Source organism: Pseudohaliea rubra DSM 19751, assembly GCF_000764025.1.
GTDB classification, from domain to species: Bacteria; Pseudomonadota; Gammaproteobacteria; order Pseudomonadales; family Halieaceae; genus Pseudohaliea; species Pseudohaliea rubra.
This window is the reverse complement of the sequence record NZ_KN234767.1, coordinates 1-22,936: the sequence shown is the minus strand read 5'-3', so window position 1 is coordinate 22,936 and position 22,936 is coordinate 1. Positions and strand designations below refer to the sequence as shown.

The following is a 22,936-nucleotide window of genomic DNA, read 5'->3' as shown; positions in this document are numbered from 1 at the left end:
CGACTGATGACATCGACAAGCTATGACGAGCGGCGCACAGAGATCGAAACCTACTTCGATCGAACCGCCGCAGACGCCTGGTCAGCGCTGACCTCCGATGCGCCGGTCAGCCGTATCCGGCAGACCGTGCGCGCGGGCCGCGACGAGATGCGCGCCACGCTGCTGTCCTGGCTGCCCGCGGATCTCACGGGGCTGAAGGTGCTGGATGCCGGCTGCGGCACCGGGGCCTTCAGTGTCGAGGCTGCGCGCCGGGGCGCCAGCGTCGTGGCCATCGATCTCTCGCCCACGCTGGTGGAACTGGCCCGGGAGCGGCAGCCGACGGATCTCGCCCCCGGCCATATCGACTTCCGGGTCGGGGACATGGCATCTGTGGAAGGCGAAGCCTTCGACTACGTCGTGGCCATGGACTCGGTGATCCATTACGACCCGCACCACGCCGTCGAAGTACTGGCGAAGCTGGCGGCCAACGTGCGCCACGGCATCGTCTTCACCTTCGCTCCGCGCACGCCTCTGCTGGCGATCATGCACGCCGTCGGCGGCCTGTTTCCGCGAAAAGACCGCGCGCCGGCCATCGTCCCCATCGCTGAGAAGCGCCTCTACGGCGACCTTGGCGATGCTCCGGGTCTTGCGACCTGGGAGCGCGGGCGCAGCCACCGCGTGAAAAGCGGTTTCTACACCTCCCAGGCCTGCGAGCTGCGCCGGCAGGAGGCAAGCGCCGGGTGAAACGGTCCGTGGCCATCACGCAGCAGGTGCTGTCCCGTCTCGGGACACGCTGGCTGCCTTTTGCCGACGCGGTAACCGAAGACCTGCCGCTGGACCGACTGCTGCGCCTGTCGCTGTTCCAGGTCTCTGTCGGCATGGCCATTGTGCTTCTGAACGGCACCCTCAACCGGGTCATGGTCCTGGAGCTCGAACAACCGGCCTGGCTGGTCTCCGTCATGGTGTCCCTGCCGCTGCTGTTCGCGCCCGCGAGAGCCCTGATCGGCTTTCGCAGTGACCACCATCGCTCTGCCCTGGGCTGGCGGCGGGTGCCCTACCTCTGGCTCGGCAGCATCGCCCAGTTCGGCGGCCTTGCCATCATGCCCTTTGCCCTGCTGGTTCTCTGGGAGCCGGCCATGGGCCCGGCCTGGGTGGGCCCGGCGGCGGCCGGCCTTGCTTTTCTACTCGTCGGCGCCGGGCTGCACACGACCCAGACCGCCGGCCTCGCGCTGGCCACCGACCTTGCCAATGAAAAGAACCGCCCGCGAGTGGTCGCCCTGCTCTACGTCATGCTCCTGGTCGGCATGATCGGCAGCTCCTTCGTGTTCTCGTTCATGCTGGCGGATTTCAGCCCAGTGGTGTTGATCCAGGTCATCCAGGGTGCCGCCGCCGTGACCGTTGTACTCAACGTCGTCGCCCTGTGGAAGCAGGAAGCCCGGGATCCCTCGCGCAACCGCAGCGCCGAGCGGCCGCCCTTCCGCGAGGCCTGGGGTGAGCTCTGCAGCCAGGGTCGCACGGCGCGGCTGCTGCTCGCTGTGGCCCTGGGCAGCGCCGGCTTCGGCATGCAGGATATTCTCCTTGAGCCCTACGGCGGCGAGGTGCTTGGCCTTTCCGTAGGCGCCACGACCGCTCTCACGGCCCTCTTCGCCCTGGGTATGCTCGGGGCCTTTGCCTTTGCCTCCCGGCAGCTGAGCCGGGGCGCGGACCCGATACGCCTTTCTGCCTATGGGGCGCTGCTCGGCATCTTTGCGTTTTCCGCGGTCATTTTTGCCGCGCCGCTCGCTTCGGCAGACCTGTTCCGTTTCGGCACTTTTGCCATCGGCCTCGGCGGCGGCCTTTTCGCCGTCGGCACACTGACCGCAGCCATGCGCCTCGGCGAAGACGGCCAGGCTGGCCTGGCCCTTGGCGCCTGGGGTGCAGTGCAGGCGACCGCCACCGGCCTTGCCATCGCAGCCGGCGGGGCGCTGCGCGACGGCGTTGGCCACCTGGCCGCCAGCGGCGCCCTCGGCGAGGCCCTCAGCGGGCCGGCGACGGGCTACAGTGCTGTATACCATCTTGAAATTGCGGTGCTCTTTGCCGCTTTGGTGATTATCGGGCCGCTGGTCAGGGGCCCGGAAGACGAGGTTCTGCGCCAGCCGGCGTTCTACCTCGCAGAGTTCCCCGAATGACTAAGCCCTGATGGAGGTGCTGACATGATTGGTGACATTACCGGCTACATGGACGTGGCCCAGATGACGCTCTATGCGTTCTGGTTGTTTTTCCTGCTTCTGGTGCTCTACCTGCACCGTGAAAACAAGCGCGAGGGTTATCCGCTGGAGACCGACGATTACCGGCGGGTCAAGGTTGTCGGTTTTCCCGGCCTGCCCGATCCCCACAGCTACAAAATGCTCCACGGCGCCGACGATATCGTCCGACCGGGAACAGACAGGCCGGAGTATGAACTCAAAGCCAAGCGCATCACGCCGCACTACAGCGACCCCTTTCACCCCACCGGTGATCCGCTCGTCGATGGCGTCGGCCCCGCAGCCTGGGCCATTCGCCCGGACTTCCCGGACCTGACCTTCGAGGGTGAACCGAAGGTTGTACCCATGCGCGTAGCCACGGACTTCAAGGTCGCGCACCAGGACCCGGACCCGCGGGGCAAAGCGGTACTTGGCCTGGATAACGAGGTTGCGGCCACGGTCACCGACCTCTGGGTCGATCGCAGCGAACCCCAGGTCCGCTACCTGGAAATCGAGGTCAGGGAGAACGGCAAGCGAGCCCTTGTCCCGCTTACCCTGTCCCGGATACGTAGCGACGGGACCGTCAAGGTCCACTGCCTGCGGGCGGCGCAGTTTGCCAACATGCCGACGCTCTCCAACCCTGATCAGATAACGCTCCAGGAAGAGGACCGCGTTTGCGCCTATGTCGGCGGTGGCACCCTCTATGGCACCCGGGAGCGCACGGAGCCCCTGCTATGAGCCACCAGCACGCCAACAATGAGTACGACCACGAACCCATCCGCGGCCTGCCGGAAGCACTACCGGCGGGCGAGGAGATCCTCTGCCAGACTGAGCCCGACTGGTGGAGCATGGCAAGACGGACCTTTCATGCGCTGCAGGTCGGCGTCTATTTTGCGCTGCTCATCACCGCACACCAGATCTATCATTACAGCCAGGGCGGCGGGGTCATGGAAGGCCTCACCAGCCTGGGCTGGCAGCTCGCACTGGCGGCCGTCGGCCTCGGCATTCTCTGCGGCCTGGGCGTGCTTTACGCCCGGACCACGGTGTACACGCTGACCAACCGTCGCGTCGTGCTGCGCTTCGGCGTCGCCCTGCCCATGATGATCAACCTGCCCCTCGAGCGCATCGCCGCAGCGGACCTTCTTCCCTTCGGCGATGGCTCTGGCGATATTGCCCTGCGCCTCGCCAAGGGCGAGTGGATCTCCTATTGGGCCCTCTGGCCCCATGTCCGCCCCTGGCACCTGTCGCCGGTTATTCCCAGTCTCCGCAGCGTGCCCGATGCGGAGCGGGTCGCCGGTCAGCTCATCGCTGCCGTCAAGGCGGGAAGTAACGACGTTGCCGTTGCCCGCGAGCGAAGCAAGGAGCGCTTTGCCGGCGGCGATCGCCTCGCACCGGCCGGGGCGCTGGCGTGACCATGGCGGCGCAGCCACCCTGGCCCCTCTCGCGATGGATCGCTTCGGCGGTCGGTGCGGTGGTGGTGTTCACGGTGATCGGCGTCGCCAGCCTGCGCCTGTCGGGCTATGAGCCCCCGGCAGAGCCTCGGGGAGCCATGGTAGACAGCCGCCTGCTTCGTTTTGAGGACGTTCGCAACGGCCTGGTCTATGTCTATGATGCCCAAAGCGGCGACCGCCTCGCGCAGCTTGCCCCGGCAGAAGACAGCTTCATCCGCGGCATCATGCGCAGCATGGCCCGCGCCCGTCGGGCCCGGGATATCGGCATGCAGCCGGCCTTCCTGCTCGCCCGCTACGCAGACGGCAGCCTGGTGCTGGCAGACACAGCGCTTGAAAACGAGGTGAACCTCGTCGCCTTCGGCCAGACCAACGAGGCGTCCTTTGCGGCGCTGCTCACCGCCGAGCCCCGCTGAGGCCGCCTGCCGTGTCTGCATACCTCGTCGCGTTCCTGACGGCCCTCCTCGGCTGGTGGCTGAGTACCGGGGTGATCCTCTACCTCAACCTGTTGCCGCGCTACAGTCATCGCTGGAGCGTACTGGCCTTTTCCACCCTGAGCCTGTTCAGCCTGACGCTCCTGCCCCAGGTCGCGCGGGACGCGACCCCCCTGGGAGCGGCCGCCGGTTTCGCCATTGCCCTGGCCGTCTGGGGCTGGCTCGAAATCAGCTATCTCATGGATTTCATCACAGGCACGCACAAGCGGTCATGCCCAGCCGACGCCCGCGGCTGGCGCCGCTTCCGCCTCGCCCTGGGCACGAGCATCCATCATGAGCTGGCCGTGGCCGGCGCCGGCATCGCCGTCGTCGCCCTGAGCTGGGGCGGGGACAACCAGGTTGCCACCGGCACCTATCTCGTGCTCTGGATCATGCGCTGGAGCGCCAAGCTGAACCTCTATCTGGGTGTCTCCAACTTCAATGAGCACTGGCTCCCGGAGCGCAGCCGCTACCTGGTCACCTATATGCGCAAGCGGCGCATGAACTACCTGTTCCCGGTCTCCGTGTCGCTGGGCACTGCGGCCACCGCGCTACTGCTGCGAGCCGCCCTCGGCGCCCCCGACGACTTCGGACGCCTGGGCAACACATTGATCGGCTCGCTCCTTGCGCTCGCGGTCCTGGAGCACTGGTTCATGGTGCTACCGCTACGCGATTCGGCACTCTGGCAATGGGCTCTCAGCGCCGCTGACCGCGCCCGGGGGCGCCACCGTCCTCCCGCCAGCCGCCCGCTGACCGAGGTTTCGCCGGCCCCCCGGCAGCCCCGGAGCGTCGGCACCGGCTGAAGGGCAGCTGAAGGCAGCGTCCAATTTCTTTGACAGTGATCAAGGCGGGTTCTACCCTCTCAAGGGCAGCATAAGCAAAAGATGATTGAACTCGAAGCTCCCTGCACACGCCCAGGCCCTGAAGCGGGCCCGCTGATCCGCGCGAAAGCCCGGCCGGGCGACACGCAAAGCGCCACTGGAGGTGCCGAATGAGCCCCCTGGTAACACCCCCCTTCGCATCACGCGGGGGCACGGCTGATGACGACGCGCTCCCAGAGCTCTTCGCGACGACAGATCTTGGCCTGACGCCCGGCGCCTATGCCGAGTTGCTGGCCAGCAAGCATGGCAGCGGCGACAGTATCGCCGTCCATGTACGCCTGCCTTTCTGTCCCTCCCGGTGCCTGAACTGCGACCACCACACCACGGTGACGCACAACAGCGAGACCATCGACGAGTACATCGTCGGCCTGGAGCGCGAAATCAGCATGGTGACAGACCGTATCGGGCGCGGCCTGACGCTCAACCAGCTCCACCTGGGTGGCGGCACACCCAACTACCTGAGCGACACACAGCTCGTTCAGCTCATGGACGTGCTTGATCGTCATTTCCACGTGACCAGTGACACGGAGACTTCGCTGGAGGCCAACCCGAAGCGGTGCTCACCATCACAGCTCACGCTACTGCGCGGGCTCGGTTTCCGTATCCTGGATCTGCAGATCCGCGATCTCGACAGCAGCGTGCAGCTGGCCATCGGCCGCTCCCACTCCCTGTCGGTACTCGAGGACGTTATTAACAGCGCCCGCAGCGAGGGCTTCGAGACCATCAGCATGGATCTGGTCTACGGCCTGCCCAACCAGTCTGTAGAATCGGTACACGGCACCGTCGCCAATATGATCAACCTCAACCCGGACCGCATTATCTGCCAGAGCTTCTCGCCGCGACCGTCGGTCTTCAAGCACCAGCGTGCCCTTGATGCCGAGAGTCTGCCGTCCCTCGCAGACAAGGTGGCCATGTTCAACACGGCCAGCGAAACGCTCATGGGCAACGGCTACGAGTGGGTCGGGCTGGACTGCTTTGCGCTGGAACACGACGCCCTCACCCGCGCCAAGCACGCCGGGCACCTGCATCGGAACTGGGTGGGTTACACGGATCGCGATAGCGGCGATCTCTACGGCTTCGGCGCCGACGCGATCAGCCAGCTCCGCGAGGCGAACGTGCAGAACAAGGTACAGCTCGGTGAGTGGCACGAGGCCGTGCAGTCGGGGGTGTTGCCGCTCTGCACGGGCGAGCGCATCAGCGAGAGCGAACAGCGCCAGCAGGCTGCCCTGAGCGCGCTGCTGTGCAACCTGGAGCTATCGGACTACGGTGACCTCCTTGAGGACAACGACCTCCTCAAGGAGCTCGCAAGCCAGGGCTTCGTGGAAATCTCCGACGACAAGGTATCGGTGACCGAGTACGGCCGCTTCGCCCTGCATCAACGCTGGAGCGATGCATCCCCCCATTACCGCGCGGCGCGAGGCATCGCCCTGGCGTCCTAGCCGGGTATCAGCTGAGCCTCAGCTGAGAAAGCCGGCGCCTTAACGGCTTCAGCCCGCCTCAGCCAGGCGCTTTCCCGGCGTCGGGAACAGGTCTTCCACCATGCCCCGGTAGGGGCCCCGGAGCGCAGCCCACTCAAGCTTGAACCAGGGCGTGAAGCGCTCCGGCTCCCGAGCCAGCCAGGCATCTACGGCTGCACAGTCAAACCAGCCCCACGCTGCAATCTCGCGCGGATTCGGGCGCGGTGCCAGGGGCTGCGCCAGCGCGCCGATATAGACGGAACAGAGCTCTCGCTCGCTACCCACATCAAGGTAGCGGGCCGCGTATTCAAACTTGTACAGGTAGGTGAGCTCGGCGGCCACGCCGAGTTCCTGCTCGAGGCGCCGCTGCGTGGCCGTGTGGTTGCACTCGCCGCGGCGCGGGTGGCTGCAGCAACTGTTGGTCCAGAACCCGGGCCAGAGCGGTTTCTCGCCGCTGCGCTCGTGCAGGAGCACCGTGTCCGCGTTGAGAAAGAGAAAAACCGAAAAGGCACGATGCAGAAGACCTTCCCCGGCGTGCACCGCTTCCTTGCTGTCGTGCCCCCTGGGGAGGTCGTCACTGTCGACGAGGATGAGTGGCTCGTCGGCAAAGGAAACCTGTTGTCCCCTGGCAAGCTGCATGATCCGCTCCCGCGAAGGCACGATGAAAGCCGCGGGCGCCAGGCGCCGCGGCAAAATGTTAGAGAGCTCTGCCCGCCGCGAACGGCGGGCGTCACTCCGTCAGCTTAATGACGAACTACGCTTTCGACTCTGGCAGGGGAGCCACTTCGGTAGAGGCCGTAGCCGCTGCCGACGCGTCTGCCTCAAGCCAGTTGAAGCGTTCTGTGCTCAGCAGGATGAAATGAATCAACAATGCCAAGGTAAACAGAAACGCCGCCGTCGCGATCATGATTCGCCTGGGATCAAAAATCAGCCAGATCCTGTACATTTCGCTTCTCCAAGTTGTTGCGGTCTACCGGTCCAACGCCGGCCTTGCCACGGGTTTTAACTCGCGGTGCTTCCGACTTATACCAGCCAGGGCTTCCACATCCAGACCAGGATGTGTGCGACCACGGCTACTGCAGTAAAGCCCAGGAAACCTTGCATAAAGAAGCTGTGGAATTCCTTGGCCTCGTCACTAGACAGCCCGGAAGGACTGTTGATTTGCTCACTCATGGTTTATACCTCCCATGTGTTTCTTCGTTAACAGCCCATGCTGTGTTGCCTGGGTTGTCCACTTCGCACAACCACCACGCCTTGCGGCGCTGACTGCGCAGTTCCCTCGTCCGGCAGGCCCCGGAGGGCCCGCAGGGCTGGGAATTCCTCCTAGCGCGCGGCCGCGCGCTACTCCCCGCCACCCATGTTGCCAACGGCCGGCACCGGGCCCTGCCGCTCGGCCTTCGCCGCAGCGGCCGCTTCGGCCATGTCAACAGCCACACCGGACTTCCTGGCAAGGCTGGGGAAGGGGTCAATCATGTTCGCACCGTACATCGGCTTGTAGGCGCCCTGGTGGCAGGTCATGCAGCTCACCTTGGGCACATCACCCTCGGAACCGAGGCGGTGCGGCGGCAGCCATTCGCCTGTGGGCTTGATGTAGCCATTGTTGGTCTCGCGCACCATACGGATCGCGTGCCAGGCCTTGACCCGTTGATAGGGGCTCTGCTCCCAGTTCGAGAAAGCACGGCTGTTGTGACAGAAGGTGCAGTTCGCATTCAGCGAGTCCGAGAAGTGCATCATCAGCGCGTAGGTCCACTCGGCCTGCTTCGTACCGACGTTCGGGCCCGTCGGGAGTGCCGTGTTGCCCTGCAGGCTGATCGGATAATCCTCTTCGAGGAACGGTGTCAGCGGATCGTAGGGCAGGGACGCATAGGCCACGGCCGGCGACGGGATGTTTTGCCCGCTATTGCCGAACTTATCCGAGGTCTCGGGCCCCGGATCATGAGACCACACATACTGAGGGACCGCCTGGCCGCGGTGGCAGGTGTAGCAGGTGACACCGGCCGGTGCGACGTGCTTCTCACCCCAGTCCTCGTTGAGGCGCTGGGTCATCGCCAGCATGCTGCGGGCAACCTTTTTCGTGTACACATCTTCCGAGGCGAAGTTGCCCGGCACGTGGCAGTAGTTACAGCCCTCTTCCGGCGCTACCCACTGGGTGATGGAGGCCATCACGCGAGTGAACTCACCCACGGTCAGGTCACCGAGGACCTCCACGTTCTCGTAGAGGTCGCTGGCCTTCGGACCGCCCGGCGGCACCTGCGGGATCACATCCGGCGCCTCGTTGGCTGCCACGCTCTCGGCGCGCTCGGCCTTGTCGACTACCAGTTCCATGCCGGTGCCGCGAAAGCCCCGCTGCACCGTGTCGTGCGGCGGCGGGTTGCAGGCAGCCAGGGTGGCCGCGGCGGCCACGGCCACCAGCGGCAAACGGATCGTATGCAGTAGGTTCATTGCCCCGCTCCTGTAGTCATCGGGTTCGCCGGCGGAATCGCCTCGATCGGCGGGTAGCCCGGCGCAATACCGTGTTTCACGCCCCAGAGGTACCAGTTCTCGACCACAGTTCCGGTCAGCAGGATGCCGATACCGCCGGTGATTACCGTGAGAACCGCGAACCAGAGGCCCCAGCGGTGGATGGATTCCATGGTGGCGTTGAAGCCCATGGTCCAGCGCCAGAACAGCTGGGCCCGCTCGGCTGCAGTGCCGCGGTAGGTAATCTGGTCAATCTCCCGGTCACCACCGTAGCGACTGGTCGCGAGAATGGTGGCGCCATGCATCGCGAACAGCAGCGTCGAGCCGTAGAGGAAGGCAATCGACAGCATGTGGAAGGGGTTGTAGAACAGGTTGCCGTAGCGGATCGAGAAGGCCGCGGTCCAGTCGAGGTGCGGAAAGATCCCGAAGGGAACCGCTTCAGACCAGGACCCCATAAGCACCGGCCGGATAAGACCGAGTACCAGGTAAAGCCAGATGGCAGCCATGAAGGCCCACGCCAGGTGTGTGCCCATGCCGTTACGCCGCGCCAGGTTATAAGTGCGCACCCACCAGAGCAGAATCGACGCGGTCAGGAAAAAACCGGCCATGAGCCACCAGCCCCCTTCGGCCAGCGGCGGAATGCTGAGGCCGTACTCCGGGGGCGGCGGCTCGAGCGCCAGCCAGGGCAGAAGCCGGATAAACTCGACCGGGTCCCAGTTCACCGAGGCCCACATGTTCAGGCCGATGATCTCGATGGCGATGAAGCCGAACAGGATCGACAGGATCCCGGTACCCCCCAGGTAAATGGGGCCAAGCTGCGCGTCACCGATCTTGCCGAGCCAGTAGTTCTCGGTCATGCCGGAGCGCTTGTCCGTGTCGGGACCGAGATCCAGGCCGGGATGCAGCGGGGCCTCGACCTGGAGGCGTGTAAACAGATTCTGATATTCCATGGTCGTCTACCCCCTTAGTTCCAAATACCCAGCTCGAGCCACCAGTTCCACCACTCGGGCCAGCCCCTGGTCCAGAAGGGACCACTGATCACAATGCAGACCGCGCTCCAGAAGCCCGCCGACAGGGCCAGGAACAGGCCGAGACGGTGGATACCCAGGGCGCCGATCGAATAACCGACGTCATCACGGAAGAACGAGTTCTCGTGCTCCGCTGTTTTGACCTTCTGGCCCTTCGGCGGGTTGGTGACCGACAGGATCAGGCCACCATGCATGGACAGCGCGAGGGTGGTAGTAAAAAAGAAGGTAATAGCCAGCATATGCGCCGGGTTGTAGTGGAAGTGCAGGTACTGGTAGCCAACGTTAGACACCCAGTCGAGGTGGCTCAGAATGCCGTAGGGGAAACCGTGGCCCCAGGCGCCGAGAAGCAGCGGCCGGATGATCACCAGCGTGACATAGGCAAACACCGCGACGCCGTAGGCGAAAGGTACGTGCAGACCCATGCCCAGCTTTCGCGAGATTTCCACCTGCCGAAGCGCCCAGGACACAAAGGCGCCGGTGGCGCAGATGGTAATGATCTGCCAGAGCCCCCCGTCGCTCAAAGGCGCGAGCCCGAGGCCGTAACTCAGGTCCGGCGGCGCGATATTGATCTGCCAGATGTTCCAGGTCGGCCCCTGCGAGGCGCCATAGAGGATCAACGCGGTGCCCAGCACCGAGAAGAATATAGTGGTCACGCCGAAAAAGCCGACGTAGAAGGGGCCGACCCAGAAATCGAAAAGGTCACCGCCCAGGAGAGTCCCCCCCCTGACCCGGTACTTTTTCTCGAAGCTCAACATCGTCATCTTTCTTCCTCCGGTCCAACCCAGGGACCCCGTATACACAATCTCACCGCCCGCCCCGGGCCAGTGTCATCTTTCTCAAGCGCCGCGATCGCCGCAGCGCACGGCACCTTCAGCGCATGAATGCGTAGGGAATAACCGTATAAGCCGTTCGTCGCGCCTCGGCGAAAAGCGACTCGTGCCGCGGCGCCGAGCCGGCGAGGGGCCGGCAGCTGCGGGGCAGCAGCCGGCTTACAGCGGCAACCAGCAGGAACCACAGCATGGAGACCGCGATCAGGATGCGGAACTCGATGCGGTCGTGCAGGGCGGTCGCGTGGACGTCGTGGTGCGCTTGACCTGTTTTCATGTCTTATCCCTCCCCCTCGTTTCTCACGGGGCTGTTGTCATCGCGCCGGGGTTCTGCCCCGGCGTCATCCGCCCGGTAGCACCGCTCACGCGGTGCCTACCGTGGCGAGCAGCTGGCGAGCCAGCTGCAGGTGTTGAAGTGTGACCTGCTCTGCGCCGCTGCCGCGGGCGGCACTCTCTGCCGCATCGCGCAGGCGCTTCGCCGCCGAGATCCGGACCAGAATCGGTTCTGCGGCCACAAGCTTGTCGAGGGCCATTTCCGCTTCCACCTCCCAGGCAATGGAGGTCCGCTCCCGGGCCGGCGTGGCCTCGGCCTTGTCGAGATCGGTACCGAGCGGCAGGATGTAGAACAGGGCGTCGAAAAGCGCGTTGCAGACTTCCTGGACCAGGTAGCAGGCGCCGCCATAGCCCATAAACGGCGTACCCGTATGCCGGCGGATGATCGTACCGGGCAGGGAGGCCGGTATGTACACGGCGCGGGCGCCGACCTCGGCGAGATACATGCGCTCGTTGTAGCCACCGAAGACCACCAGGGGCGTCTTCTGCTGCACCGCCGCACGGACGGCCTCGTTATCGGTCTTCTTGCCGGCGCGGCGCTCGAAGGCAAAATGACACGGCAGCCCCAGCTCTTCCTCCAGGAAGTGACGCACGCCACGGCTGTAGGTCTCGCTGGCGGCTATGCCGAAGCTCGCCGTACCGAAAAAGTCCTGGGTAACGGAGCGCCACAGGTCCCAGATCGGCTTGATGGTGGTGTGCTTCTCCCGCGCGATGAAAGGCTGCGGGTCGAGATCGAGCAGCTCGCCCAGCTTCTCGAGAAACTTCGTGGTGCTGTGCAGGCCGATAGGCGCCTGCAGGTAAGGCATCTCCAGCTCCTCGCAGAGCAGGCGCCCGAATTCCCGGTACATGCAGATGTTGACGTCGGCCTCGGCGAGCTTGCACACGTCATCAATGTGGCTGCCGAGCGGGAACACCATGTTGACCTCGGCACCCATGCCCTCGACCAGGCGACGGAGCTCGGCGAGATCCGACCAGGTGTTGAACATGCCGTAGATCGGACCGATGATGTTGACCCGCGGCGCGGCCTTGCCGGCCTCGCGCTTTTTCTTCCAGGCGGCGCCGAGCTTGCGGCCCTTCTTCTCGCCGAAGCGGGTCCAGAGCCAGTTCATGGCTCGATCGGCGCTCTGCCACTGATCCTCGTCGATGGTCCGGGGCAGGAAGCGCTCAATGCCCGTGCCTTCCGGCGTAACACCGCCGCCGATCATCTCGGCGATGGAACCGGTAACCACCACGGAAGGGCGATCCGGATCGAGCGTCTCGTGGGCCCGGCGCATGGCGCCCTCGGTGCCGTGCTGACCCAGCTCTTCTTCCGCGAGGCCGGTGACGACCACCGGCAGCTCATGAGGCGGCAGCGCGTCGGTGTAGTGCAGTACGGAGGTCACGGGCAGGTTTTCACAGCCGACGGGACCGTCGATGATGGTCTGCAGGCCCTTGATGGCCGTGAACACGTACACAGAGCCCCAGTAACCCCCCGCGCGATCGTGATCAAGCACCAGCATCAGACTGCTCCTCCTGCGCCCAGGGGCGCATGTTTCGCATCGAGCATTTCCGGCTGCCAGATCCCGGCATTGTCGCCTTCGCCAACGCCGTCAAAGAACGCTTCCATGGCATCGAAGCGGGCCTTGTTGGCCACGGCTGCGTTGATGACCTCGGCGATGGAGCCTGGCCCGGCGGCACCCATGAGCGGACGAGCGGAAATGAGATTGGTGAAATACAGGCCGGGGATGGCCAGCTCCTTGGCTTTCTGCACCACCGGGGTGGTGCCGATGGCGAGATCCGGCTGGTAGTTGCGCATGGCGGCCACGTCGTCCTCGAGGGACGCCCGGAAGTTCACCTCAACGCCCCGCGCCTCCAGCCACTCCCGGTCCGCGTCGGACCAGCGTGTCTTCGGACAGGCGGTGCCTACGTAGCGAAGGTCGGCACCGCTTTCCACCAGCAGCCGGGCCACGAGCAGCTCCGAACCCTCGTAGCCCGAGAGCGTTATGCGCGCGTCGATCTGCGCGGCCTTGAGGGCCTCCGCGATCGCCGGCAGCACCGCATCCTTGGCAGCCTCAAGGTCTTCACCGGCGACGTCGAAGGTCGCCGCCACGGCCTCGAGCCAGGCTTCCGTACCTTCGTAGCCCACCGGCGCGGAACCGAGACAGGGCCGGCCCGCGGCCTCGAACTGGCGCTGCGTGGCCGTGTAGAAGGGGTGGATCATGGCGACGGCAGCGCAATCAAGGGCGGCGTAGAGCTCCCGCCACTCCCGGGTGGGCACCGTCGGACCGGCGGCAAGGCCCATGGGCGCCAGCAGGCGACCGATGGTCATCGCATCAACCGGGAACATCTCACCCACCAGGGCGATCGCCGGTTTCTCACTGTGGCCGCCCTTGGGAGCCGCCACGGGACCGGCCTCGATCTCCGTGCGCGCGTAGCGCAGCATGGCGCCGGCAAGGATGTCCTTGGCTTCGGCGTGCGTCGGCACACCGAAGCCCGGCACGTCGATGCCGATGATCCGCACACCGTTGATCGCCTTGGGCAGCAGATCCAGGGGGACGCCGGAAGCCGTCGGCACGCAGAGGTTGATAATCACAACAGCGTCGTACTGCTCCGGGTCGGCGAGCTTGTGCACGGATTCGCGGATGTCTTCGAAAAGCTTTCCGGTCACCAGGGTCTCGGAATCGAAGGGCACGTAGCCCACCGTGCGGCGGGCACCATAGAAGTGCGAGGTAAAGGTAAGGCCGTAGACGCAGCAGGCTGAGCCCGAGAGCACCGTCGCCGTGCGCCGCATGCGCAGACCCACACGCAGGGAGCCGAAGGCGGGGCACATGCTCTGCGGCTGATCGTGCGGGCCTGTCGGATAGTCCTGCTTGTACTGCTCAAGTACGGCAGCCTTGCCGCTGGCCCTGGCGTCAGCCTGCATGCGGTCGGCGCCGGCATGACAGCCGCCACCCTCGGAGGCGACCGCCTCTTCAACGTTCTTTATGTCTGCCGCCGGAAGGTCCTCGACCGAGGCAACGGGAATGCGCTCGGCACCGTTCACGGCCGGCGCCTCGGACGCCTGCTCGTGCTCAGACCGTGTCATAGATCACCTCCAGGGACGGCTTGGGCGCATGGTCGGCACCGCAAAGATCCGCCTGACTGGCCGGCTTCAGGACCACATCCCGGCCAACGGCATCGCCGGAGAAGAGCTCCAGCAGGCCGTCCTGGGACAGCGGTGTCGGGTGATGCGGCGGCGCCGCGGCCACATTGCTGGCCAGCTGACCGAAGAGTGATCCCCACTCGCCATCGGGATAGCCGATGATCTCGTAGTTGGCGCTCTTGCGCCGGATGTCCTCGTGGGCCGGGATGCTGGCCAGCTCCGGGATACCCACGGCCTCGCAGAAGGCCTGGGCCTCGCCGGTGCCGTCATCCTTGTTGGTGACCATGCCGGCGACACCGACATTACCGCCGAGCTTGCGGAAATATTCGACGGCGGAGCAGACATTATTGGCCACGTAGAGCGACTGCAGGTCATTGGAGGCGACCACGATGACCTTCTGGCACATGTCGCGGGCGATGGGCAGGCCGAAGCCGCCGCAGACCACGTCACCGAGGAAGTCCAGCAACACGTAGTCGAAATCCCACTCGTGGAAGCCGAGCTTCTCCAGCGTTTCGAAGCCGTGGATGATGCCCCGACCGCCGCAGCCACGACCCACTTCCGGACCGCCGAGCTCCATGGCGAAGACGCCGTCGCGCATGAAGCAGACGTCTTCAACACGCACTTCCTCGCCGGCCTCTTTCTTTGCCGAGGCGGTCTGGATAATCGTGGGGCAGGCCTTGCCGCCGAAGAGCAGCGACGTGGTATCGCTCTTCGGATCGCAGCCGATGAGCAGGACCTTCTTGCCCTGCTGCGCCATCATGTAGGAGAGGTTCGACAGCGTGAAGCTCTTGCCGATGCCCCCTTTGCCGTAGATGGCGATGATCTGTGTTTTCGGTCCACCTCCGGAGCTCGCCAGGAGATCTCCGGCGTCTTCTTTTTCGTGATCCGGTGTGTATTCGTTTACGGATGCATCAGTCATTTAGCGGACCTCCAATCCAGGATCATTTTTAGGCATTCACTATCGCCAAAAGCCTGGCGATAGGCTGGCGCGGCCTGAGCCGCGGGCTGGCGGTGCGTGATGAGGCCGTCGAGGTCCAGCCGCCCATCGGCGACCAGCCTGACCACGGCCTCGAGGTCTTCCTGCTGCCATTCAGCGGAGATGCGCAGCTGCGCCTCGCGCATGAAGGCCGGCGGGAAGGTGAAAGACACCGGCTCTTCGTAGAAGCCGGCGAGGACGATGCAGCCGCCCGGGGCGAGGTGCCCCACGAGCGTATCGAGGAGCCCTGCGGCGCCGCTGACATCGCAGATAAGACGGTAATCGCGGCGCGTTTCACTGCCGGGATCGATGACCGGGTAGCCGTTGGCGCCCGCGCGACGACTGGCGTCGCGCTCCCACACGGTCGGCGCCTCGCCGCCCAGGGCAAGCACCACCCGGGCCACCAGCCGGCCGAGCACGCCGTGCCCGATCACGAGATCGGGAAGCACACCCTCCGGCCCCCGGGTTACGGCACGAAGGGCCGTCGCCGCGAGAGCCAGGAGGGCTGCCTCTTCCCCCAACGCGTCGCTCAGGGGCGTCACCCGCCTGGCATCGACCACCAGGCGATCGGCGGCGCCACCGAATAATCCCTGAACATCGGTATAGCCGCGGGAGCCCGGCACGAAGACGCGCTCGCCCACGGTCAGGGCACCGCTATCGCCAACGGCGGCAACACGGCCTACAGATTCGTAACCGGGGACCAGCGGGTAGGCGAGGCCCGGGAAGGCCGGCATACGGCCGTGCCAGAGCAGACGCTCGGTGCCGGTGCTGATGCCGCTCCACTCAATATCAATGACGCAGTCGCCCTCACCGGGCTCGACAAGGCCGACCTTACGCACGGACATTTTGCCCGGTTGCTCGAAGACGACGGCTGTAGCTTGACTGCTCACCAGGAAATCCCCTGACCTGACAATGAATTACCAGCTGACCCGGCACCTTGGTGCGGCGGGCAGAGCGGCTGTCTTAGCAAAACCGCTGGGTGTAAGTTTAAGTTTACATCCACAGATGTCAAGTTCATTTAACATTCTGCCTGTCACGCTCCGCCACCAGCACCCGCGCAAGCATCGGCTGGGCGGTTTTCAATTCCCGACAACGATCGAAACCGGCCTCCAGCACCCAGCGCCTGAGTTCACCGGCTGTGCGCGGCCGGCCGCTGCCCATGGCCCAGAGGTAAAAGCCGAAATAACCATCACCCATAGCTTCAGCACCCCGGGTCCCGGCCATGGGCTCGGCGATCACCAGCCGGCCCCGCGGCGGCAGCGCCTCCCGCGCCCGGGCGACCAGCGCACGGGCCGGGGCATCGTCGTGATCGTGCAGCACCCGCACCAGGGAAATGGTGTCAGCCCCGGGCGGCCAGGGATCTTTGAACATGTCGCCGCCGACCGCCTCGGCACGGGCAGCGAGGCCACACTGCAGCAGCCGCTCCCGGGCACGGGTCGCCACCTGGGGCAGGTCGAGCACCGTGCCCTGCAGTGCGCTGTTGCGGCGCAGGGCTGCGGAGAGAAATACCCCCTCACCACCGCCCACATCGAGCCAGTGGCGGGCATCGCCGGCACCGCAGGCATCGAGAACGTCCTCGGATAGCAGGCTCTGGGAGGCCGCCATGAGCTCGCTGTAGGCCGCCACCTCGTCGGCTGCCATAGCGTCGCGCTCACCGGCGGCGTAGGGCCACAGCCTCGCCAGGTTCGTCGCTGCGCGGCCGCCGAGTAACGCAAGGGGGTCAGCAAGGTCGGCGTAGAGGCGCTCGTGATGGGAAACCATGGCGCCGATAGACGGATTACCCAGCATCACTGCGCCCTGGACGCCGAGGCGCCAGTAGCCGGCACCCGCGGGCTGCACCAGGCGCAGCGCCACAGCACCCCGGAGGAGACGCAGAGCGCCCTCTTCCGGCAGACCGGTGGCGGAGGCGATCGAGGCGGTACTGCGGGGACCGTCAGCGAGCAGGTCGAACAGCCCCGCGCGGACGCAGGCAAAAAGAATCTGGGAGTAGACAAAACCGGCACTGAGATCGAAAAGTCCCCGGGCACGCTGCCGGGCGATCGGCCGTGTCAGCGGAAAACGCGCAGCGAAACGGTGGAAAGACGGGTTACCCAGGAGCCGGTCCCGCCAGCAGAGGAACCGCTTGCGCAGGCCGCCGGGCCGCGCCGGAGGTCCACTCACGACCGTAGCCGCCTGGCTGCCGTCTTGCTCGCTCACCGCGCTCAGGCAGCCTGGCCGGCCAGGCCCCTCGGCAGAAAGCGCCGGGACTGGTTGCGGACCAGTTGCTGCAGCTGCTCGCGACCGGCGCAGGGCGGCACCGCCTCCACGCTCGCATCGACCAGCGCCTTGAGGTGGGCAACGGCGCCGTCGAGACCGAGACTGCGCACGGCCGAGGGCCGGCCATGGACCTCGTCCTGCCCGGTCGGCTTGCCGATCTCGGACGCCTCGGCGGCAGCATCCAGGATATCGTCGGCCACCTGGTAGCTGTGGCCGATGCAGTCGCCGAGGCGGCGCCAGGCGGCAACATCGCCCCCGGACACCACGGCACCGGCAGCGGTCGCGGCAATGAACAGCGCCCCGGTCTTGGCGCGGTGATAGCGCTCGAGATTGACACGGGGCTCGCATTCCCAGGCCTGACCGGCACAGATACCGTGGGGCGCGCCGACGCCCTCGGCGATCACGGCCAGGAGCGCCGGCAACCGCGCCGGGTCGCCGGCACCGGCAGCACGGCCAAGGGTCTCGAAGGCGGCGACGATCAGCGCATCGCCGGCGAGCAGCGCCAGCTGCTCGCCAAATACCTGGTGAACCGAGGGCTTGCCCCGGCGCTCACTGGCATTATCGAAGCAGGGCATGTCGTCATGCACGAGAGATGCACAGTGGAGAAGCTCGATGGCCGCGGCCGCCGCGCCGGTGAGCGCGGCGTCGCCGCCACCGTTGGCGGCCGCAACGGCCATGCACAACTGTGGTCGCACCCGCGCACCGCCGGGGAAAACCGCGTAATGCAGCGCCCGACCCAACTGCGGAGGACACGCCTCCCCCGCCGCCCCGGCAACGGCATCCTGCAACGCCAACTCGTATCCGGGGAGCCCCTGTGCCTCGATCTTGCCCATCGCGCCACCTTCCTTGCGTGCCTGCCTTGCGATCATCCCGCGCCGCCTGCAGGGCTGTTCCGTGGACCGCTAGCGGAGGCCGAAGGCCAGCCTGCAAACATGTCCAATTTTATTGACAGTGTAAACTGTAATTTAAGTTAGACATTGCTAGACTGCAAGGAACTTTACTGATCCAGGACAAAAAGCCATGCTCGAGCGTGCGGCCGCACCGGCGCCCGGGTTCGCCGCCCCGGTAACAGCTGGCGGCTACCATTGGTGGTACCTCGACGCCATGAGCGACGACGGCGAGCACGCACTCACGGTGATCGTGTTCGTCGGCAGCGTCTTTTCGCCTTACTATGCGGCCGCCCGGCGGCGCCTGGCGGCGCCGGACCCGGAGCAGTACTGCGGCTTCAATGCGGTGCTCTACAACCCTGGCCGCAAGCACTGGGCGATGACCGAGCGCGGGGCCGGCGACCTGATCCGCGACAGCGAGCACCTGCGCGCCCGCGGCTCAGCGATCCACTGGCAGGGCCGGCAGATCAGCGTCACCCTGGACGAAGTGACCGTGCCGGTACCCGGCCGCCTGCGCGGCCGCATCGAGCTGGAGCTGCCCGGCATTACCGCCACGGACTACGCCCTCGACCCCGCCGGCAGACACCGCTGGTGGCCCGTCGCCCCGAGCTGCCGCGCCCGGGTCACCATGGAAAAACCCGGGCTCAGCTGGGAGGGTCACGGCTACTTCGACAGCAACCGGGGCGCCGAACCGCTCGAAGCGGCCTTCCGGGACTGGGACTGGTCGCGGGCTCCGCTGGCCGACGGCGGCAGCCTGGTGCAGTACCACGCGCGCCTTCGGGACGGCAGCGAGCGCCTGCTGGCGCTGCGCTTCGGGGCCACCGGCGCGGTCAGCGAGCTGGACCCGCTGCCAAGGCAACAGCTGCCGCGGGCCAGCATCTGGCGCATGGCGCGCAGCACCCAGGCCGACCGGGACACCCCGGTGACCGTGCAACGCACCCTCGAGGACACGCCGTTCTACTCGCGCTCCCTGCTGCAGTACCGCGCCCTGGGCGAGCCGGTGCGGGCGGTACACGAAAGCCTGAACCTGGATCGCTTCAGCCGCCGATGGGTTCAGCTGCTGCTGCCGTTCCGGCTGCCGCGAAGAGCCCGCAGGGATAAGCAGGGGTAAGGTGTCGTCTGCCAGACCCGACCCCGTAAAAGGGGCGGGCAGCGTCAGGCGCGGCGGGCGCCGCTGGCAGAGATGGCAGCACGCGCCGGCATCCGGGCGCGCTCATCGAGTTCGGCCCAACGCTCCAGAACCCAGGAGATCCGCCCTTCACTCTCGAGCAGGGAACTGACTCGCGGCCCCGGGTGCGCATTCACCGCCTCCACGAGGAAATGATTCTCCGCAAGCACCGGCGCCGCAAGATCAGCGTCACTGAGCCAGGGCATGCGCCCGAGGCTGAGCAGGCGCTGCAGCTTGCCAAGGCCCGGCACCACGGTGCGCCGGCTCACGGCGTCGTAACCGCGCTCCGCCAGCTGTTCACCAATGGCTGAGTAGAGCAGGCGCGCCGCGTACATGCCGGGGCGGCAGCGGGAAGGCAGCCGCGTAAGGCCACTGTCGGCCCGGCGATAAAGCGTAGCGGCGATGGCCAGCAGGCGGGCCAGCACCTCGGCAAGGCCTTCACTGTGCGCCGGCGCGGCAAGGAAAGCCTGCGGGTCGATGCCCGCCTCGCGCAGCCAGGCCCGCGGCAGGTACAGGCGGCCATTGCGCGCGTCCTCGCCGACGTCCCGGCTGATATTCGTGAGCTGCATGGCAACGCCCATGTCCGCTGCCCGGGCGAGCACATCGGCATCGCGCTCACCCATGAGCACCGCCATCATGACACCCACGGCGCCGGCGACCCGGGCCGAATAGGATAGTACGCCCTCGAGATCCTCGTAGCAGCGACCTTCCGCATCCCAGGCAAAGCCCTCGAGCAGCGCCTCGAGCAGCGCCTTGGGCAGGCCGCGCCGCTGCGCCACCGCGGCGAGGGCGCGGTCCGCCGGGTAGTTCTGCGGCGTGCCGTCGTAGAGCGCATCGAGGCGCTCGTGCAACACCCCCAGCGCCTCGGCAGGCGCGCCGCTTTCGTCCACCGCGTCGTCAGCCTGGCGGCAGAACGCATAGAGCGCCGTCGCCGCGTCGCGGCAGTGATAGGGCAGGAAATGTGCCGCCGCAAAGAAGGAGCGCGAGCCGGTTTTCAGCAGCGTCCGGCAGGCGGCGAGATCCGCCTCCCGCAGCGGCAGCGGGCGCTCAGCGGAAGGTGTTGGCATGGGGAACGACCGTATCGAGAACCCGGGCCGAGGAAATAACCCCGGGCATCCCGGCGCCCGGATGCGTGCCGGCGCCCACCAGGTAAAGCCCCTGCACATCCTCGCTGCGATTGTGCGGACGGAAAGAGGCGCTCTGCGTGAGCACCGGCTCGAAGCTGAAGCCGGCACCGCGGTAGGACAGGAGCCGGTTCTCGAAATCGAGGGGCGTGGTCACCAGAGACGTGGCCAGGGAGGCGCCAAGGCCCGGCAGGACCGTCTCCTCCAGCCGCTGCTCGATCGCCTTGCGGTAGGTCTCGGCGTGCTCCGACCAGTCCACATCGCCCTCGAGATGCGGCACCGGCGACAGGGCATAGAAGCTGTCACAGCCTTCCGGCGCGAGGGCCGGGTCCGTCGCCGTGGGCCGATGCAGATACAGGCTGAAATCCTGGCTCAGCCGCTTGTGCTTGAAGATGTCGGTGACCAGCCCCTTGTAGCGTGGACCGAGCACGATGGCGTGGTGCGGCACATCTTCGTAGCGTCGGTTGGTGCCGAAGTACCAGACAAACAATCCGTTGGAAAAGCGCGAGCGCTCGATACGTCGGTTCGTCCAGGTGCGCCGGGCGCTGGCCGGCACCAGGTGGCGGTAGGTCCAGGCGGCATCGGCGTTGGAGACAACGATGTCAGCCTTGAGGGTCTCGCCGCCGGCAAGGCGCACGCCGGTAGCCTTGCCCTCCTCGACCAGGATTTCGTCGACCTCCGCATTGAAGCGCAGGCGATTGCCCTGACCACGGATCAGGCCGACCATGCCGTTGATGATTGCCCCGGTCCCCCCCATGGCCGAGTACACACCGTACTGGCGCTCGAGGTAGGAAATGAGCGTGTACACTGCCGGCACAGAGAAAGGATTTCCCCCGACCAGCAGCGGGTGAAAACTGAGCACGATACGCACGTAGGGGTCCTGCACGTAGTGCGAGACCTGGTTGTAGACGCTCCGGTAGGCGCGCAGGGCAAGGAAGTCCGGCGCCATTTTGACGAGATCGGCGAAGGAGTCGAAGGGCAGGTGCCCCACCTTCTCGAAGCCGATCTCGTAGGTGCGGCGGCTGATTTCCATGTAGCGATCGTAGCCGGCCACATCCGCCGGGTTGAAACGGGCGATCTCCGCGCGGGTCGCGTCGGCGTCGCCGCTGTAGTCGAAGACTTTACCGTCGTCGAAGCGGATACGATAAAACGGCGACATCAGGCGCAGGTCCACATCGTCCTCGAAGCGTTTGCCGCATAGATTCCACAGTTCACGGAGAAGGAACGGCGCGGTAACGATGGTCGGCCCGGCATCGAAGGTGAAGCCGTCCTGCTTGTGCACGTAGGCCCGGCCCCCGGGCGCATCCAGGCGCTCCAGAACCGTAACGCGGAAACCGCGGGCACCGAGGCGGATCGCCGCGGCGAGGCCGCCGATACCGCTGCCGATCACGACGGCGTGAGGGGCATCGGGCCCGGCGATGGGCGTGGCGAACTCCGGCAGCGGACTGTTCATTTTTTCTTACACCATAAAGTGTCAAGCTGTCTTAACAGCATAGCACAGCCTCCCCCCCTGTGAAGCTTGATTCAGGACAAGGCTCGATCCATCGATCGGCTCCTCGCAGCTTTCCGGGGCGGGCGCAGGATGCTTCTCTCAGTCGCTCCACGATATTCGCTTGGTGAGAGAAGCATCCCGCGCCCGCCCCTACCGCTCTGCGGACTTCCAGGGCGGTAGGGACGGCTGCCGGAGGGTGCCCCCACCAAGCGAATATCGTGGAGCGACTGGGGGCACCCTCCGGCAGCCGTCCCGGCAATCCACGATACATCCACAAAAAAAATCATGGCAGGCCCGCCTCGTCGACGATCCCCATGATCAAAGCCGCAAACAGCTGCGGGTTCTCCTCGTGGCCGAGATGACCGAGCCCCGGCAACGGGTGCAGCACCGCGCCGGGCACGCGACCAAGGAGGCTGCGTGCCTGCGCCGGCGGCACCGCCCGGTCATTCTGGCAGGCCACCAGGTGTAGCGGAATGGCCAGCCCGGCAAGGTCCGCCTCGAGCCCTTCCAGCTCCCAGGCCGCCATCATGCCGAGAACGCCGCGGATGTGCTTCGAGGATCGCGACAGCCCGTGGTAGAAATCGACGCCGATATTGTCGGCAGTAGAGCCCGTCTGCTCGATAAAGCGGTCCATCATCGGCCGCCGCCGGGCGCTGAAGGCCAGCAGCTGCGGCAGCGCCGGCACCCGGTCGAGCACCCGGGCCGCACCGGGGAAAAGCCTGCCCATCATTCCGGGCAGCGGCAACAGTGCGCCGTTGAGCGCAACCAGGGCCGCGGGGGCGGCGGCGCCGTCGAGCGCCAGGC

24 protein-coding genes are annotated in these 22,936 nt (G+C 66.1%); 8 read left to right on the top strand and 16 right to left on the bottom strand.

Annotated features, from left to right (window positions below):
• The first annotated feature begins 6 nt into the window (after window positions 1-6).
• From bchM to HRUBRA_RS09400, 7 genes are all read left to right on the top strand, one after another.
• Window positions 7-723: a magnesium protoporphyrin IX methyltransferase gene (gene bchM, locus HRUBRA_RS09430; protein ID WP_035516575.1), complete on the top strand. Its 717-nt coding sequence runs from the start codon at window positions 7-9 to the stop codon at window positions 721-723.
• Window positions 720-2,147: a PucC family protein gene (locus HRUBRA_RS09425; RefSeq protein WP_052094604.1), complete on the top strand. Its 1,428-nt coding sequence runs from the start codon at window positions 720-722 to the stop codon at window positions 2,145-2,147. Before bchM ends, HRUBRA_RS09425 begins: the two co-directional genes overlap by 4 nt.
• Before the next feature lie 24 nt (window positions 2,148-2,171).
• On the top strand, window positions 2,172-2,939 hold the full coding sequence (puhA, locus tag HRUBRA_RS09420; RefSeq protein ID WP_035516573.1) for a photosynthetic reaction center subunit H: 768 nt from the start codon (window positions 2,172-2,174) through the stop codon (window positions 2,937-2,939).
• On the top strand, window positions 2,936-3,613 hold the full coding sequence (puhB, locus tag HRUBRA_RS09415) for a photosynthetic complex putative assembly protein PuhB (protein WP_052094603.1): 678 nt from the start codon (window positions 2,936-2,938) through the stop codon (window positions 3,611-3,613). Before puhA ends, puhB begins: the two co-directional genes overlap by 4 nt.
• A 2-nt stretch (window positions 3,614-3,615) precedes the next feature.
• Complete coding sequence (puhC, locus tag HRUBRA_RS09410) at window positions 3,616-4,065, top strand: photosynthetic complex assembly protein PuhC (RefSeq protein WP_052094602.1); 450 nt, start codon at window positions 3,616-3,618, stop codon at window positions 4,063-4,065.
• 11 nt (window positions 4,066-4,076) lie between these two features.
• On the top strand, window positions 4,077-4,925 hold the full coding sequence (gene puhE, locus HRUBRA_RS09405; RefSeq protein ID WP_084592570.1) for a putative photosynthetic complex assembly protein PuhE: 849 nt from the start codon (window positions 4,077-4,079) through the stop codon (window positions 4,923-4,925).
• A 188-nt stretch (window positions 4,926-5,113) separates the two neighbouring features.
• Window positions 5,114-6,442, top strand: a complete 1,329-nt coding sequence (locus tag HRUBRA_RS09400) for a radical SAM protein (RefSeq protein WP_052094601.1) — start codon at window positions 5,114-5,116, stop codon at window positions 6,440-6,442.
• Window positions 6,443-6,490: 48 nt separating this feature from the next.
• On the opposite strand, the gene idi is transcribed toward HRUBRA_RS09400, so the two are convergent.
• The 13 genes from idi to HRUBRA_RS09335 form a co-directional block, all read right to left on the bottom strand.
• Window positions 6,491-7,099, bottom strand: coding sequence for an isopentenyl-diphosphate Delta-isomerase (gene idi / locus HRUBRA_RS09395; protein ID WP_052094600.1), 609 nt, complete (start codon window positions 7,097-7,099; stop codon window positions 6,491-6,493).
• Between the two features lie 115 nt (window positions 7,100-7,214).
• Window positions 7,215-7,406, bottom strand: coding sequence for a light-harvesting antenna LH1, alpha subunit (gene pufA, locus HRUBRA_RS09390; protein ID WP_035516572.1), 192 nt, complete (start codon window positions 7,404-7,406; stop codon window positions 7,215-7,217).
• Between the two features lie 77 nt (window positions 7,407-7,483).
• Entirely contained in the window at window positions 7,484-7,633 is a 150-nt protein-coding gene (pufB, locus tag HRUBRA_RS09385) for a light-harvesting antenna LH1, beta subunit (RefSeq protein WP_035516571.1), read from the bottom strand.
• 168 nt (window positions 7,634-7,801) lie between these two features.
• Window positions 7,802-8,902 carry a photosynthetic reaction center cytochrome PufC gene (pufC, locus tag HRUBRA_RS09380; RefSeq protein ID WP_052094599.1) on the bottom strand — a complete coding sequence of 367 codons (1,101 nt, stop codon included), beginning with the start codon at window positions 8,900-8,902 and terminating at the stop codon, window positions 7,802-7,804.
• Window positions 8,899-9,870, bottom strand: a complete 972-nt coding sequence (pufM, locus tag HRUBRA_RS09375; RefSeq protein ID WP_035516568.1) for a photosynthetic reaction center subunit M — start codon at window positions 9,868-9,870, stop codon at window positions 8,899-8,901. Before pufM ends, pufC begins: the two co-directional genes overlap by 4 nt.
• A 14-nt stretch (window positions 9,871-9,884) precedes the next feature.
• Entirely contained in the window at window positions 9,885-10,709 is an 825-nt protein-coding gene (gene pufL / locus HRUBRA_RS09370) for a photosynthetic reaction center subunit L (protein ID WP_035516566.1), read from the bottom strand.
• A gap of 109 nt (window positions 10,710-10,818) precedes the next feature.
• The gene (locus HRUBRA_RS09365; protein WP_035516564.1) at window positions 10,819-11,052 is read right to left on the bottom strand and encodes a hypothetical protein; all 234 of its coding nucleotides are present in this window, start codon (window positions 11,050-11,052) and stop codon (window positions 10,819-10,821) included.
• 85 nt (window positions 11,053-11,137) lie between these two features.
• Window positions 11,138-12,607, bottom strand: a complete 1,470-nt coding sequence (bchZ, locus tag HRUBRA_RS09360; RefSeq protein WP_035516563.1) for a chlorophyllide a reductase subunit Z — start codon at window positions 12,605-12,607, stop codon at window positions 11,138-11,140.
• The gene (bchY, locus tag HRUBRA_RS09355; protein ID WP_035516561.1) at window positions 12,607-14,172 is read right to left on the bottom strand and encodes a chlorophyllide a reductase subunit Y; all 1,566 of its coding nucleotides are present in this window, start codon (window positions 14,170-14,172) and stop codon (window positions 12,607-12,609) included. Before bchY ends, bchZ begins: the two co-directional genes overlap by 1 nt.
• A complete protein-coding gene (locus HRUBRA_RS09350) occupies window positions 14,159-15,148 on the bottom strand; it encodes a chlorophyllide a reductase iron protein subunit X (RefSeq protein ID WP_035516560.1) in 990 nt (329 codons plus the stop codon). Before HRUBRA_RS09350 ends, bchY begins: the two co-directional genes overlap by 14 nt.
• Window positions 15,145-16,095, bottom strand: a complete 951-nt coding sequence (gene bchC / locus HRUBRA_RS09345) for a chlorophyll synthesis pathway protein BchC (protein WP_236629836.1) — start codon at window positions 16,093-16,095, stop codon at window positions 15,145-15,147. The genes HRUBRA_RS09350 and bchC overlap by 4 nt, the downstream gene beginning before the upstream one ends.
• 124 nt (window positions 16,096-16,219) lie before the next feature.
• On the bottom strand, window positions 16,220-17,401 hold the full coding sequence (locus tag HRUBRA_RS09340) for a methyltransferase (protein ID WP_052094597.1): 1,182 nt from the start codon (window positions 17,399-17,401) through the stop codon (window positions 16,220-16,222).
• A 5-nt stretch (window positions 17,402-17,406) separates the two neighbouring features.
• Window positions 17,407-18,330 (bottom strand): polyprenyl synthetase family protein, encoded by a 924-nt coding sequence (locus HRUBRA_RS09335; RefSeq protein WP_236629835.1) that lies wholly within the window; start codon window positions 18,328-18,330, stop codon window positions 17,407-17,409.
• 151 nt (window positions 18,331-18,481) lie between these two features.
• On the opposite strand from HRUBRA_RS09335, the gene HRUBRA_RS09330 reads away from it, so the two are divergent.
• Window positions 18,482-19,459: a carotenoid 1,2-hydratase gene (locus HRUBRA_RS09330; RefSeq protein ID WP_201771575.1), complete on the top strand. Its 978-nt coding sequence runs from the start codon at window positions 18,482-18,484 to the stop codon at window positions 19,457-19,459.
• 44 nt (window positions 19,460-19,503) lie between these two features.
• On the opposite strand, the gene HRUBRA_RS09325 is transcribed toward HRUBRA_RS09330, so the two are convergent.
• The 3 genes from HRUBRA_RS09325 to HRUBRA_RS09315 form a co-directional block, all read right to left on the bottom strand.
• The gene (locus HRUBRA_RS09325; RefSeq protein ID WP_035516557.1) at window positions 19,504-20,583 is read right to left on the bottom strand and encodes a phytoene/squalene synthase family protein; all 1,080 of its coding nucleotides are present in this window, start codon (window positions 20,581-20,583) and stop codon (window positions 19,504-19,506) included.
• Entirely contained in the window at window positions 20,564-22,093 is a 1,530-nt protein-coding gene (locus HRUBRA_RS09320) for a phytoene desaturase (RefSeq protein ID WP_035516556.1), read from the bottom strand. The genes HRUBRA_RS09325 and HRUBRA_RS09320 overlap by 20 nt, the downstream gene beginning before the upstream one ends.
• A 322-nt stretch (window positions 22,094-22,415) precedes the next feature.
• The coding region (locus HRUBRA_RS09315) for an alpha/beta fold hydrolase (protein ID WP_035516554.1) at window positions 22,416-22,936 on the bottom strand (521 nt) is incomplete at its 5' end.

Coding starts and splice junctions, on each gene's coding strand:
- puhB (WP_052094603.1), top strand. CDS start 2,936: ATGAGCCACCAGCACGCCAACAATGAGTACGACCACGAACCCATCCGC.
- HRUBRA_RS09365 (WP_035516564.1), bottom strand. CDS start 11,052: ATGAAAACAGGTCAAGCGCACCACGACGTCCACGCGACCGCCCTGCAC.
- HRUBRA_RS09325 (WP_035516557.1), bottom strand. CDS start 20,583: ATGCCAACACCTTCCGCTGAGCGCCCGCTGCCGCTGCGGGAGGCGGAT.
- HRUBRA_RS09320 (WP_035516556.1), bottom strand. CDS start 22,093: ATGAACAGTCCGCTGCCGGAGTTCGCCACGCCCATCGCCGGGCCCGAT.
- HRUBRA_RS09350 (WP_035516560.1), bottom strand. CDS start 15,148: ATGACTGATGCATCCGTAAACGAATACACACCGGATCACGAAAAAGAA.
- pufB (WP_035516571.1), bottom strand. CDS start 7,633: ATGAGTGAGCAAATCAACAGTCCTTCCGGGCTGTCTAGTGACGAGGCC.
- HRUBRA_RS09400 (WP_052094601.1), top strand. CDS start 5,114: ATGAGCCCCCTGGTAACACCCCCCTTCGCATCACGCGGGGGCACGGCT.
- pufC (WP_052094599.1), bottom strand. CDS start 8,902: ATGAACCTACTGCATACGATCCGTTTGCCGCTGGTGGCCGTGGCCGCC.
- bchZ (WP_035516563.1), bottom strand. CDS start 12,607: ATGCTGGTGCTTGATCACGATCGCGCGGGGGGTTACTGGGGCTCTGTG.
- pufA (WP_035516572.1), bottom strand. CDS start 7,406: ATGTACAGGATCTGGCTGATTTTTGATCCCAGGCGAATCATGATCGCG.
- bchY (WP_035516561.1), bottom strand. CDS start 14,172: ATGACACGGTCTGAGCACGAGCAGGCGTCCGAGGCGCCGGCCGTGAAC.
- puhA (WP_035516573.1), top strand. CDS start 2,172: ATGATTGGTGACATTACCGGCTACATGGACGTGGCCCAGATGACGCTC.
- puhC (WP_052094602.1), top strand. CDS start 3,616: ATGGCGGCGCAGCCACCCTGGCCCCTCTCGCGATGGATCGCTTCGGCG.
- idi (WP_052094600.1), bottom strand. CDS start 7,099: ATGCAGCTTGCCAGGGGACAACAGGTTTCCTTTGCCGACGAGCCACTC.
- pufL (WP_035516566.1), bottom strand. CDS start 10,709: ATGACGATGTTGAGCTTCGAGAAAAAGTACCGGGTCAGGGGGGGGACT.
- HRUBRA_RS09335 (WP_236629835.1), bottom strand. CDS start 18,330: ATGATCGCAAGGCAGGCACGCAAGGAAGGTGGCGCGATGGGCAAGATC.
- HRUBRA_RS09330 (WP_201771575.1), top strand. CDS start 18,482: ATGCTCGAGCGTGCGGCCGCACCGGCGCCCGGGTTCGCCGCCCCGGTA.
- bchM (WP_035516575.1), top strand. CDS start 7: ATGACATCGACAAGCTATGACGAGCGGCGCACAGAGATCGAAACCTAC.
- pufM (WP_035516568.1), bottom strand. CDS start 9,870: ATGGAATATCAGAATCTGTTTACACGCCTCCAGGTCGAGGCCCCGCTG.